Here is a 12,253-nt window from a genome sequence, read left to right on the forward strand (position 1 = left end):
TTTATAAAGGAGATTTTTCGAATGGAAAAGAAAGAATTTAACGTAATTGCTGAGACTGGGATTCACGCACGTCCCGCGACATTATTGGTGCAAACTGCAAGTAAATTTGCTTCAGACATTAACTTAGAGTATAAAGGTAAATCAGTTAACCTTAAGTCTATCATGGGGGTTATGTCTTTAGGTGTTGGGCAAGGTGCTGATGTTGTAATCACTGCTGAAGGTGACGACGAAAAAGAAGCCATTGAAGCTGTTGCAGAGACAATGAAAAACGAAGGATTATCTGCATAATGACAAAAATCGAAGTTACTGGGATTGCTGCTAGTGATGGTATTTCAATTGCACCAGTGTATCTATTAACAGAACCAGATTTAACTTTTGATCGCACTACAGTGGAAGATGCTGAAGCAGAAGCAGTTCGCTTTGATAAAGCGGTTGAACAAGCGACAGCTGAAATCACTCAAATTCGCTCAATTGCTGAAAAATCATTAGGTGAAGAGGAAGCGCAAGTTTTCGATGCTCACTTAATGTTCTTATCTGACCCAGAATTTACTGGACAAGTAAGAGAAAAAGTATCGAGCGAAGGAATCAACGCTGAAGCTGCATTAGGCGATGTGAGTGACATGTTCATTCAAATGTTTAGTGCCATGGAAGATAACGCTTATATGCAAGAGCGTGCTGCAGACGTTAAAGACGTTTCAACACGTATTCTCGCTGCTTTATTAGGCGTTAAATTACCAAGCCCAGCGACAATTAGCGAAGAAGTTGTTATTGTTGCACATGATTTAACACCAAGTGATACTGCTCAATTAAACAAGCAGTTTGTGAAAGCGTTCGTTACAAATATTGGTGGACGTACTTCTCACTCGGCAATCATGGCACGTTCTTTAGAGATTCCTGCAATTGTTGGAACAAACTCAATTGTATCTCAAGTTAAAGATGGCGATTTAGTTATCGTTGACGCAATGGAAGGTCACATTATTGTTAATCCGACAGAAGAAGAAGTAAAAGAATACGAAGAAAAAGCGCAAGCTTTTGAAGAACAAAAAGCAGAATGGGCTAAACTTGTGGATTCACCATCAGAAACTAAAGATGGCCACGCAGTTGAACTCGCTGCAAACATTGGTACGCCTAAAGACGTGACGGCTGTTCTTGAGAACGGTGCCGAAGCGATTGGTTTATACCGTACTGAGTTCTTATATATGGATTCTTCTGACTTCCCAACTGAAGATGAGCAATACGACGCATACCGCGAAGTGCTAGAAGCAATGGATGGTAAAGCAGTTGTTGTTCGTACGATGGATATTGGTGGAGACAAAGAGTTACCATATTTAGAATTGCCAGAAGAGATGAACCCATTCCTAGGATACCGAGCAATTCGTATCTCGTTAGACAAGAAAGATATGTTCAAAACTCAATTACGTGCTTTATTACGTGCATCTGTACATGGTAAGTTACGTATTATGTTCCCGATGATTGCCACTTTACAAGAATTCCGTGAAGCAAAATCATTCTTACTAGAAGTTAAAGAAGAATTATTATCTGAAGGTGTAGAAGTTTCAGAAGATATTCAAATTGGTATTATGGTTGAAATTCCTGCAGCAGCAATGTTAGCGGATCAATTCGCCAAAGAAGTTGACTTCTTCAGTATCGGAACAAACGACTTAATTCAATATTCAATGGCAGCAGACCGTATGAATGAACGTGTCTCTTACTTATACCAACCATATAACCCATCAATTCTACGTTTAATTAAGAACGTGATTGATGCTTCACACGCTGAAGGTAAATGGACAGGTATGTGTGGTGAGATGGCAGGAGATCAAACGGCTGTACCATTATTACTTGGTTTAGGCTTAGATGAGTTCTCTATGAGTGCTTCAAGTGTATTAAAAACACGTAGTTTAGTGAGACGTTTAAACTTAACTGATATGCAAGCATTGGCTGAAAAAGCAATTAATGAATGTACATCATCTGAAGAAGTAGTCGCATTAGTTGAAGAAGCAATAAAATAAATTTAATATAGCATCCTAGGTTATTTACTTAGCCTAGGATTTTATTATTCACTATACGTCAACCATATATTATATATGGTTGACCAAAGGAGTAAAAGATGACATTAAAAAATAAATTATTAAAGAAATTATCTGAAGGAAACAGTACAGTCCATTCAGGTCAAGAATTAGCCACTGAATTTGCAGTGACACGAAGTGCTGTTTGGAAAGCAATTGAAGAATTACGGGAACAAGGTTATGTGATCCAAAGTATCCCAAGAAAAGGTTATCAATACATTCAAAGTACGAAAAGTATTGATCCAGAACAAATAAGTTTATTACTAGGCGAACATGGAGCAGACTTAAAAATCACACTTTATGATGAAGTCACTTCAACGAATGATGTCGCAAAAGTACATGCAGCTAACCATCCGAACGAAGGTAAGTATGTGATCTCAAGAAAGCAAACGAAAGGAAGAGGTCGATACGGTAAGAGCTTTCATTCTACTATAAAAGAAGGACTCTACTCATCTTTACTCGTTCCTGTTAACCAAACACGACCAGAACATATTCCATTATTCACGATTGCAACGGCTACTGCGATGTCAGAAGCGATTGAGGAAGTCACTGGGAAAGTCATTGATATTAAATGGGTTAATGATTTATTTTATGAAGGAAAAAAAGTCAGCGGGATTCTATGTGAAGCAATCAGTGATATCGAAAGTGGCCAGATTACATCGGTAGTTATAGGTTTAGGGCTGAATCTAGCAGGTGACTTCGATGAAGCTGATGAGATGACACAAGGTGTTGCAGGAACCTTGTATGGAAGTGAGCTACCTAAAGAACTAAACTTAAATGTATTACTCTCAACTTACGTCTATCGCCTCCTCACTTATATTAAAGAGATTGATAAGAAAGAATATTTACCTTACTATTCGACTCATCTATTAGGGATTAACAAACCTGTGACGTATTCCGTTAAAGCTGAGGAAAGACATGGTATCATACGCGGAATAAACGAAGAAGGTCACTTAATTGTGGAGTTGCCTTCAGGTGAGATGGAAGAATTATTCGGACAAGAAATTCATTTATCAAGTAGTCAGTTTGCTAAGGGAGGAAACTAAATGAAGACAAGACAATTGACACAAATGGCATTAATGCTAGCTTTACTAATTATATGTTCACAACTAACCATTCCTTTGGGTCCGGTCCCAATAACATTACAAACATTTGCAATATTAATGATAGGTTTAGTATTACCACCGAAATACGCGGGATTAACGACGTTAATTTATTTAGTTATTGGACTATTCGGACTGCCTGTATTTAGTGGTGGAACTGGAGGGTTTGGATCATTCATATCGCCATCCTTTGGGTTTGTGATTGGTTTTATTCCAGCGAGTTTTATTATTAGTTATCTCAAACAACGATTGAGACCTGAAACAAATTCGAAACTGATTGGTATCACATTAATTGGAACGGTTATTTTATATATAATTGGTTTAAGTTACATGTATATTATCTTTCGAAACGTATTAGATATTGAAACTGGCTTTACGCATGTTTTACAACTAGGGTTGATACCTTTTATCCCAGGAGATATATTTAAAGCGCTCTTAGCGATCTTTGTCTATAAGAGACTTAAACGCATCTTATAAATGTAAATCTACACATTGAAAATACCTTGTGATACAATAGGTCTACACTTTAAAAAGTACTATAATTTATATGAAAAATTATAGTTGAGAGGGGTATTTGATGCGAATTGGCATGTTTACTGACACATATTTTCCACAAGTAAGTGGAGTATCGACTTCAATCAAGATACTTTGTGATCAGTTAAGAAAAGTTGGCCATGAAGTCATAATATTTACAACATCAGATCCAGAAGCACGGCCAGAAAATGGCGTAGTTAGATTACCAAGTATACCTTTTGCGAGTTTTGAAGATCGCCGAATAGCTTTTGGTGGTTTAGATCGATGTGTGAAGATATCGAGAGAATATGACTTAGATATAATCCATACACATACAGAATTCAGCTTAGGTTTAGCAGGTAAATACGTAGCAAGCAGATTAAAAATTCCGACGATTCATACTTATCATACGATGTATGAAAATTACACTCACTACATTTGGGATGGGCGTTTAATTAAACGACAACACGTACGTTGGTTTTCAAAAGTATTCTGTGGACAAGCAGACGGAGTGATTACACCAAGTGAATTAACTTATGCAACGTTAAAAGACTATGGTGTTGAAGCGCCGATGCGCATTATTCCAACCGGCGTTCTTTTACCAGAATTCAACGAAGATTACCGTCCGATGATGCGTAAGAAATTGAATATTCCACAAGAAGCACCGGTATTACTATCTTTATCACGCTTATCGAAAGAGAAGTCTTTAGACGAGGTTATTATGGCATTTCCGGCGGTTCAAGAAGCGTATCCATCGGCTCATTTAGTCATAGTCGGAGACGGACCTTACCGCGAGACGCTAGAAACCATTGCTAAAGGATTTGAATTGGAGAATGTTCACTTCATTGGTGAAATTTCACATAATGAAGTCAATCAATATTACCAAATGGCCGATTTATACATAAATGCGAGTGAATCAGAATCACAAGGTTTAACGTACTTAGAGTCAATCGCGAATCGCTTACCAATTGTGGCGAAGGAAAATGATTACTTAAACTTAATTATTCAATCAGGAGAATTCGGACAACTCTATGCACCAAATGGGTCATTATCAGAAGCGATTGTTAAATATCTAAATAAGAAATATGCGGGTGAAATTGAGAATATTAATCCTGATTCATTAGAAAGCATCTCTGCTGAACGCTTTGCAGAGAATGTTTATGCGTTTTATGACGATATTATTCAAAATACAGATCAGTCACGCTCAAATTTCTTTGATAGAATGTTAAGTGAGTTTAAAGAACCGTGGAGTAATACGTAACTTATGTAGTAGATGTAGAAAAATAAGAATTTATCGAAAATAGTTTATGTAACTTCTTGCAATTTCAAAGCATTTTGTTAACATATACTATATTGAAAAACTAACCTAGTTTAGTTTTGCTGCTCACATATTGAGCAATTCTGTTAACGAAAGGAATCAACTATGAAAACTTCAGTTTTGACAGGTATTATCCAACGCTTAGAAGCTATGGTAAATGCTAATAATAGTGAACCAGAGGTTCGCCGTTTTGAATTAGATGGTGTTGAAAAATGCCAAGTAACTTATCATGCAGATGATAAAGCATTCGAATTATCAGATAGTCAACGAGGAACAACTTACCGTTTCGACGATATCGATTTAGTAGCAATTGAAATTTACGAATTATTAGGTTAATTAAACTCAGTAAATAATCCCAATAAATTATTCAATGTTATAGATTTATAACATGAAGCAATAATTTATTAGGATTATTTTTTGTTAGAATAGAATATATATTTGTCAATTTGATCAAATAGTGTTCAGTACTCAGATATGATATGTTATTATAGAATGTTGGAAGAATATGTTATAATATCAAAGACAATATAAGAATTTAAAGGGGACTATATGAAAAAATTATTGACTCCAACCTGGACCATCAATTCAATTTACGCAATTAAGCCAGAAGATTTATTGCGACATGATATTAAAGCAATCATATGCGACTTAGATAACACGCTCATTGCGTGGAATCAGTGGGAGCATACTGAAGAGATGGCTGAATGGTTAACAAGATTTAAAGACGCAGGGATTGGTATTTACCTCTTATCAAACAACAACTATGATCGAGTACTTAAAGTAGCAGAACCATTAGAGTTAAGGTTTACTTCAAGTGCTTTAAAACCACGCAGAAAGCATTTTGTACTTGCTATCGAGGATTTACAAGTACCTAAAGAGAATGTCGCTGTTATTGGAGATCAAGTTATGACAGATGTGATTGGTGCGAATCGTAATCATCTTAAGAGTATCTTAGTCAAACCTATTGCACCAAATGATAATATATTTACAATAATTAATCGTATGATAGAAAAGATAGCATTTAAAATCGTCGGCATAGACCGAACAGGTGATTGGGGGAATACGCTTGAGTGAGCAAGAAACATTTCAATGTATCGGTTGCGGGGCAACCATTCAAACAGAGAATCCAGATGAGATAGGTTATTTACCTCAATCTGCGTTAAATAAAGGAATTGAAAAAGGTGAATTTTACTGCCAACGTTGTTTTAAACTAAGACATTACAATCAATTACAAGATTTAGATATTGATGACGATGTATTTTTAAATAAATTGGGTGAGATTGCTAATGACGATGCCTTTGTTGTTTTAGTTGTAGACATCTTTGATGTTGAAGGAAGTTTAATCTCTGGGTTACACCGATTTATCGGGAATCAACCATTTATCATCGCAGCAAACAAATTTGATTTATTGCCAAAAGTAACGCGTAAATCAAAAGTAAAAGATTGGATTAGACAAACAGTAAACCGTCATGGTTTGTATCCTGAAGATATCGTATTAACTTACGGGACAAAGCGCGCGGGAATTTATTCATTAGCTGAAAAAATTGAAGAAGTCATTAGTGACCGCAATGTTTATATTGTTGGGGTGACGAACGTTGGGAAATCAACATTGATTAATCAATTGATTGGTTACTACGGTGGAGATAAAGAAGTGATTACAACGTCAAACCATCCTGGTACAACGTTGGATTTAATTCAAATTCCATTAACGGATGCACATGCGATCATTGATACACCAGGTATCATCCGTCGTACACAATTAGCACATCATTTAACTCGTTCAGACAACCAAATTGTGCTACCAAGTAAGCCTATCAAACCAAAAACCTTCCAATTAAATGAAGGGCAAACAATCTTTTTAGCCGGTGTGGGGCGAGTGGATCTCGTTCAATCAGAAGTTGAAAAGACAGCGATGACTTTCTACGTTTCAACTGATTTGTACTTACATCGAACTAAAACTGAGAATGCAGATGAGCTGTATCAGAAACATGTTGGTGAGATGTTAGCACCACCTAGCAAGGATTATGCAGAAGAGTATCCAGAACTAGTTGAGCAAACATTCACACTAGACCAAACACAAGACATTAGTATTACTGGTTTAGGTTGGTTAACAGTAAATGCAAAAGCAGAAATAAAAGTTTGGCTACCTAAAGAAATTAGCGTATCTAAACGTACAGCAATTATTTAAACGAAGGGAATTAATATGATTACATTAAACAAAGCACAAACAAAATTTTTGCGTAAATACTCGCATAATTTAAAACCTCTTTTCCAGATGGGGAAATTAGGATTAACAGATGTATTTATCGAGCAAGTGGACAACGCAATTGAAAAGCGTGAATTAATTAAATTTGTCATCTTACAAAACAGTGATGAAGATTTAGATGACGTTGCTAACAAAATTGCGGATGAAATCGGTGGTGTTATTATTCAAACAATCGGAAGTACAGCGATTTTATACCGTCCATCATCAAAAGAAAAATATCAGGAAATCAGTCAACAAGTAAATCGATTAAGCTAAGGGGACGCGTAGAATGGGTATTTCAAATGGCACAGTAAAAGCGCAAGAGTTTATGTCAATTGAAGAAGCACTCGAACCGATTATTCTGAGTCAATTTACTCCGAAATCATCGGTGGATGATCGACAACGGATTGGTATTTTAGGTGGAACATTTAATCCGCCACATCTCGGACATTTATTAATGGCAGAACAAGTTGGGAATCAATTGGAATTAGATGAAGTTTGGTTTATGCCAACGGCTAAACCACCTCATGCACCAGGAAAGACGACCATCGCTTCGCAACACCGTGTTCAAATGATTCAATTAGCCATTGAGAATAATCCTTTATTTAAAGTACAACCTTATGAAATTCACCGTGGTGGGGTGAATTATACTGTTGATACAATGAGACATTTCGTTGAGACTTATCCAGAATCTGATTTTTATTTTATAATCGGTTCTGATAGCGCGAATGATTTGTCAACTTGGAAACAAATTGATGAATTAGTACAATTAGTTCAATTTGTTGGAGTCAGACGTCCAGGGGAATTCCCTTATCAAGGACAATATCCTATACTATGGGTCGACTCTCCCTTGATTGAATTGAGTTCAACAGAAATACGACTCAGAGTGTATTTGGAACAATCTATTCGTTATCAAGTTCCAAGTAAGGTAGAAGCTTATATCCAAAAACACAAACTTTATGAGATGGATTAAAGAAAGAAGGCAAGAGTTTGGTATCAGAAATCCTATACACTAAAGATTATATAAATGTGACACGAGAAGAACTACTTAATAATCTTAAAGAAGAACTCAAACCAAAAAGATTTAAGCATGTTCTTCGTGTTGAAGAAACAGCACTAGAATTAGCGGAAAAATATAATTACAAAGATCTAAAAAAAGTGAGTATCTCTGCTTTAATGCATGATCATTGTAAAGATTATTCTGACGAAAAGATGTATCAACTTGCGACAATGTATGCACCTTATGAGCCCTTAAGAGTTGCGAACGAAGCAGTATGGCATGGCCTAGCTGCAGCAGAATTAGCTCGTGCGAAGTATAGTGTATTGGACGATGAAATCGTTCATGCCATTGCACAACACACGATTGGCGCTAAGGAAATGAGTTTACTGAGCAAATTACTCTTTGTGGCAGATTATATTGAACCTGGTCGTAACTTTGATGGGGTGAATGAAGCTAGAAAATTAGCTGAAAAAGATTTGGATGCAGTTGTCTTTTACAAGATGAGAGAAACAATCAAACATCTTGTTGAAACGAATAAGAAAGTATATGTTGAAAGTGTGGTTATTTATAACCACTGGGCAAAAAAACAGGAGGGTTAATTATTATAAACACAAAAGAAAAATTAGAAGTAATTGTACGCGCCGCAGATGATCGTTTAGCACATAACATCATGGTCTTAGACGTCGCACAATTGACACCATTAGCAGAGTACTTTGTCGTGATGGATGCTAAAAATGATCGTCAATTATCAGCAATTGTTAATGAAATTACTAGCGTGATTGATGAGAATAATTTCGAATTGAAAAACGTTGAAGGTAAAAACGGTGGTAAATGGGTATTAATTGATATGAATGATATTATTATTCATGTGTTCCACTATTCTGAACGTGCAAATTACAATTTAGAAAAAATTTGGCAAGATGCACCATTAGTTGATGTTAGCGACTGGATCTCAGAACAATGAGTTTCAGCCAAATAGCAGATGTATATGATCGATTCAATGATCTATCTGTGTATGAATATTGGGTTGACTATACATTAAATAGTATAGACCGTAAGCCTAAAAAAATGTTAGATATCGCCTGTGGAACAGGTTGGTTTACTCAACTGATGATACCTTTCGTTGACTCAGTTACGGGGATTGATATTGATGAGGATATGTTAGAGGTTGCTCGTCAAGAAGTAGTTAATTTACCGAATGTTGAATTCAAGTATGGAGATATGACGCGTTTATCAGCGGATTTAAAGGACTTTGACTTAGTCACTTGTTACTTGGACTCACTATGCTTTCTAAACGACTACGAGGCCGTTAAAGAGGCATTTAAAGGGATGTATCGCACTTTGTCTGAGCAAGGAACGTTATTGTTTGATGTTTGGACACCGTATCAAATGACGGATGTCTTTTCTGAATTTGAATACTTTGATCAAGACGAGTCAGCAACTTTAATTTGGGAAAGCGCCAGTGATGCTGAATCACTTAGCGTTGAACATTACTTGACTGTCTATAGACAAGTTGAGGGGTCACAGTTTGAACGCGTCGATGTTGAACTTCAAGAGCAAACTTTCCCATTAGAGAAGTATATGGATGCTTTAGTTGAAGCAGGCTTTCAAGCGGATAAGATTGAAGTGTTTGTTGATTACGGAAGTAAATATTATGACAAGAGAACAGATAAAGAGGCAGACCGTTGGTTCTTTAGATGTAGTAAGTAAGAGTTGGGGAGTGTTATAAGATGAAGATTGTTTCAGTCATTGCCGAATATAATCCTTTCCATCTTGGTCACCAATATCAATTAGAACAAATGAAGCAAAGAACTTCGGCAGATGCGCTCGTTGTATTGATGAGTGGAAATGTTGTTCAACGCGGAGAATTCGCTCTAATTGATAAATGGCAAAGAGCTGAGATTGCATTGGAATACGGTGCTGACCTCGTCTTAGAGTTACCACTCTTAGCTAGTTTACAAGCAGCGGATTACTTCGCGTATTGGTCGGTTAAGACACTAGAATTATTAGGGTCAGATCAACTTGTTTTTGGAACAGAGTCTGCTTCATATAAAGACTTGAATGCTTATGTTCAGTGGTTAGCTGAGAATGAAGAAGCAATCGATAGAAGTGTTAAAACTAATCTTAACGAGGGCTATTCTTATGCAGCGAGTTATCAATCAGCTGTTGAAGCTATTAGTAAATCTTCTGAAATAGCGCAACTCTTGGTTGACTCACCTAATCATTTACTTGGGATTCAATATATTAAAGCATTGAAGCAATTAAATTCTAAGATGGATGTTACAGCTATTCCTAGAATTAAACAGAATGAACATATGCAAGCAGTCTTAAGTGGCAGTCAAATACGAGAATTGAATCGTCAACAATTAGTCACCGAGGATACTGTACCAAAGCGGACATATCAAAAACTAATCAGTCATCCAAACGTACAACTTACTGATTATTATGATTTACTAAAGTACCAAGTACAAAGTCAAAGTGCCGAACGCTTAACTCAATATCAAGGCATTGATCATGGTGTTGAACATTATATTTATCAGCAAATTTTGGAAACTGATAATTTTGAATCTTTGATTGACACATTAACTTCTAAAAGATGGACGAAGGCCTCCATCCAAAGGAAGTTAATGATGATTCTGTTGAATATAACAAACAAAGAATGGCAAGAAAGCATTGATTTAAATAATGAAAAGCTGGCTATTCGAGTGTTAGGTTACACAGATGAAGGAAGAAAAGTACTTAAGATGAAGCGAAACCAAACAGGATTGAATTTATTTAGTAATTTGACTCAAGACAACGCACGCATTTATCAATTAAATTTACGTGCGGACACAGTCTATTCACTCAATCCAAAACATAAAATAATGCAACAAAACACTGGAAGATTCCCAATTCACTATTAATTGAAAAGGAATCGTGTTAATATTAAAATAATCTTGACAAGAATTGTAAACTTCAATATAATAAATCTTGTCGTTTTAGAGGTGATAATAGATGAAATGGACAATCCGCCAATTAAAAGATCATCCTGATGATATTATTAATTTTGAAGAATCTTTAGATATTAAAGAACAGCTCATGGAGCGAAACCCTTCAATCTTAGATGTGGAATCAGTGATTGTAAACGGATATTTCGTACCTTCTAATGAAGATATCATTCTTCATGGTCAAATCGATACTCGACTGACGGTGCCGTCATCGAGATCATTAGAACCAGTATCATTACACTTAAACATTCCAATTAGCGAACGTTATGTGTATGAGGAATATGATGGAAACGTCGGGGAATATGAAGAGACTACGATTGTACTTCAGTATGATTATATTGATTTAGATGCAGCAGTGACTGATAACATCGCGATTAATATACCTACAAGAGTATTGAAACCAGGAGAAGAAGACGGAGATTTACCGTCGGGTAATGATTGGACAGTCGTCACCGAAGAAGAATACGAGCAAAACTTAGCGGAAGAGAAAGCCGAAACGGTTGATCCTCGCTTTGCAGCCTTAAAAACGCTATTAGATAACGAAGATGAGGAAGAATAACCTCAAACATCAACTAGGAGGTGTAGAGAATGGCAGTACCTAAACGTAAAACATCAAAAGCAAAGAAAAGAGCACGTCGTACACACTACAAGTTACAAGTACCAGGAATGAATACTTGTGCTAACTGTGGAGAATTAAAATTAAGCCACCGTGTATGTTCATCATGTGGACACTACGATGGAAAAGAAGTTGTATCTAATACAGCTGAATAATTTTGTTGAGCTAATCTTTTTGGTTCTTGAATTTTTGGTGTTGGTGAGAGAAATCTCACTGACACCTTTTTTTGTATGTACACAAAAAGCCAGTGAATTCCTATATAATAAAGTTACCACACATTACTAAAAGGAGAATTCACTTGGCTCATATGAATTATATCGCAGACTTACTAAATATTAAAGATAAACATGTTCAACTTCAAGATGACATCATGGAGGAAATGCACAAGGGGGTGCGGTGTAA

General features: G+C 36.2%; 16 protein-coding genes. All 16 read left to right on the top strand.

What is annotated here, in order from left to right; all coding sequences use genetic code 11:
- Positions 1-21: 21 nt before the first annotated feature.
- The 16 genes from FEZ33_RS07775 to rpmF all read left to right on the top strand — a co-directional run bounded on the left by FEZ33_RS07775 (position 22) and on the right by rpmF (position 12,006).
- Positions 22-288, top strand: coding sequence for a phosphocarrier protein HPr (locus tag FEZ33_RS07775; protein WP_138404840.1), 267 nt, complete (start codon positions 22-24; stop codon positions 286-288).
- Positions 288-2,012, top strand: a complete 1,725-nt coding sequence (gene ptsP / locus FEZ33_RS07780; protein WP_138404841.1) for a phosphoenolpyruvate--protein phosphotransferase — start codon at positions 288-290, stop codon at positions 2,010-2,012. The genes FEZ33_RS07775 and ptsP overlap by 1 nt, the downstream gene beginning before the upstream one ends.
- Before the next feature lie 98 nt (positions 2,013-2,110).
- Positions 2,111-3,115, top strand: a complete 1,005-nt coding sequence (locus FEZ33_RS07785) for a biotin--[acetyl-CoA-carboxylase] ligase (protein WP_138404842.1) — start codon at positions 2,111-2,113, stop codon at positions 3,113-3,115.
- The gene (locus tag FEZ33_RS07790; protein ID WP_138404843.1) at positions 3,116-3,649 is read left to right on the top strand and encodes a biotin transporter BioY; all 534 of its coding nucleotides are present in this window, start codon (positions 3,116-3,118) and stop codon (positions 3,647-3,649) included.
- 100 nt (positions 3,650-3,749) lie between these two features.
- Positions 3,750-4,946, top strand: a complete 1,197-nt coding sequence (locus FEZ33_RS07795; protein WP_138404855.1) for a glycosyltransferase family 4 protein — start codon at positions 3,750-3,752, stop codon at positions 4,944-4,946.
- A gap of 162 nt (positions 4,947-5,108) precedes the next feature.
- Complete coding sequence (locus tag FEZ33_RS07800; RefSeq protein WP_138404844.1) at positions 5,109-5,339, top strand: YkuJ family protein; 231 nt, start codon at positions 5,109-5,111, stop codon at positions 5,337-5,339.
- A 213-nt stretch (positions 5,340-5,552) separates the two neighbouring features.
- On the top strand, positions 5,553-6,077 hold the full coding sequence (locus FEZ33_RS07805; RefSeq protein WP_138404845.1) for a YqeG family HAD IIIA-type phosphatase: 525 nt from the start codon (positions 5,553-5,555) through the stop codon (positions 6,075-6,077).
- A complete protein-coding gene (gene yqeH / locus FEZ33_RS07810) occupies positions 6,070-7,191 on the top strand; it encodes a ribosome biogenesis GTPase YqeH (protein WP_138404846.1) in 1,122 nt (373 codons plus the stop codon). The genes FEZ33_RS07805 and yqeH overlap by 8 nt, the downstream gene beginning before the upstream one ends.
- Positions 7,192-7,206: 15 nt before the next feature.
- Positions 7,207-7,524: a ribosome assembly RNA-binding protein YhbY gene (yhbY, locus tag FEZ33_RS07815; RefSeq protein WP_138404847.1), complete on the top strand. Its 318-nt coding sequence runs from the start codon at positions 7,207-7,209 to the stop codon at positions 7,522-7,524.
- A 52-nt stretch (positions 7,525-7,576) separates the two neighbouring features.
- Positions 7,577-8,221: a nicotinate-nucleotide adenylyltransferase gene (locus tag FEZ33_RS07820; RefSeq protein ID WP_138404856.1), complete on the top strand. Its 645-nt coding sequence runs from the start codon at positions 7,577-7,579 to the stop codon at positions 8,219-8,221.
- Between the two features lie 17 nt (positions 8,222-8,238).
- Entirely contained in the window at positions 8,239-8,847 is a 609-nt protein-coding gene (yqeK, locus tag FEZ33_RS07825) for a bis(5'-nucleosyl)-tetraphosphatase (symmetrical) YqeK (RefSeq protein WP_138404848.1), read from the top strand.
- Between the two features lie 5 nt (positions 8,848-8,852).
- The gene (gene rsfS / locus FEZ33_RS07830; RefSeq protein ID WP_500139088.1) at positions 8,853-9,212 is read left to right on the top strand and encodes a ribosome silencing factor; all 360 of its coding nucleotides are present in this window, start codon (positions 8,853-8,855) and stop codon (positions 9,210-9,212) included.
- The gene (locus FEZ33_RS07835; protein ID WP_138404850.1) at positions 9,209-9,958 is read left to right on the top strand and encodes a class I SAM-dependent DNA methyltransferase; all 750 of its coding nucleotides are present in this window, start codon (positions 9,209-9,211) and stop codon (positions 9,956-9,958) included. The genes rsfS and FEZ33_RS07835 overlap by 4 nt, the downstream gene beginning before the upstream one ends.
- A gap of 20 nt (positions 9,959-9,978) precedes the next feature.
- Positions 9,979-11,151, top strand: a complete 1,173-nt coding sequence (locus FEZ33_RS07840; RefSeq protein ID WP_138404851.1) for a nucleotidyltransferase — start codon at positions 9,979-9,981, stop codon at positions 11,149-11,151.
- A gap of 91 nt (positions 11,152-11,242) precedes the next feature.
- Entirely contained in the window at positions 11,243-11,794 is a 552-nt protein-coding gene (locus tag FEZ33_RS07845; RefSeq protein WP_138404852.1) for a YceD family protein, read from the top strand.
- A gap of 29 nt (positions 11,795-11,823) precedes the next feature.
- Positions 11,824-12,006: a 50S ribosomal protein L32 gene (gene rpmF, locus FEZ33_RS07850; protein WP_138404853.1), complete on the top strand. Its 183-nt coding sequence runs from the start codon at positions 11,824-11,826 to the stop codon at positions 12,004-12,006.
- The last annotated feature ends 247 nt before the right edge of the window (positions 12,007-12,253 follow it).

The sequence above is a fragment of the Ruoffia tabacinasalis genome, assembly GCF_005864045.1.
Taxonomy (GTDB): Bacteria; Bacillota; Bacilli; order Lactobacillales; family Aerococcaceae; genus Ruoffia; species Ruoffia tabacinasalis.

Coding starts and splice junctions, on each gene's coding strand:
- FEZ33_RS07775 (WP_138404840.1), top strand. CDS start 22: ATGGAAAAGAAAGAATTTAACGTAATTGCTGAGACTGGGATTCACGCA.
- ptsP (WP_138404841.1), top strand. CDS start 288: ATGACAAAAATCGAAGTTACTGGGATTGCTGCTAGTGATGGTATTTCA.
- FEZ33_RS07785 (WP_138404842.1), top strand. CDS start 2,111: ATGACATTAAAAAATAAATTATTAAAGAAATTATCTGAAGGAAACAGT.
- FEZ33_RS07790 (WP_138404843.1), top strand. CDS start 3,116: ATGAAGACAAGACAATTGACACAAATGGCATTAATGCTAGCTTTACTA.
- FEZ33_RS07795 (WP_138404855.1), top strand. CDS start 3,750: ATGCGAATTGGCATGTTTACTGACACATATTTTCCACAAGTAAGTGGA.
- FEZ33_RS07800 (WP_138404844.1), top strand. CDS start 5,109: ATGAAAACTTCAGTTTTGACAGGTATTATCCAACGCTTAGAAGCTATG.
- FEZ33_RS07805 (WP_138404845.1), top strand. CDS start 5,553: ATGAAAAAATTATTGACTCCAACCTGGACCATCAATTCAATTTACGCA.
- yhbY (WP_138404847.1), top strand. CDS start 7,207: ATGATTACATTAAACAAAGCACAAACAAAATTTTTGCGTAAATACTCG.
- FEZ33_RS07820 (WP_138404856.1), top strand. CDS start 7,577: ATGTCAATTGAAGAAGCACTCGAACCGATTATTCTGAGTCAATTTACT.
- FEZ33_RS07835 (WP_138404850.1), top strand. CDS start 9,209: ATGAGTTTCAGCCAAATAGCAGATGTATATGATCGATTCAATGATCTA.
- FEZ33_RS07840 (WP_138404851.1), top strand. CDS start 9,979: ATGAAGATTGTTTCAGTCATTGCCGAATATAATCCTTTCCATCTTGGT.
- FEZ33_RS07845 (WP_138404852.1), top strand. CDS start 11,243: ATGAAATGGACAATCCGCCAATTAAAAGATCATCCTGATGATATTATT.
- rpmF (WP_138404853.1), top strand. CDS start 11,824: ATGGCAGTACCTAAACGTAAAACATCAAAAGCAAAGAAAAGAGCACGT.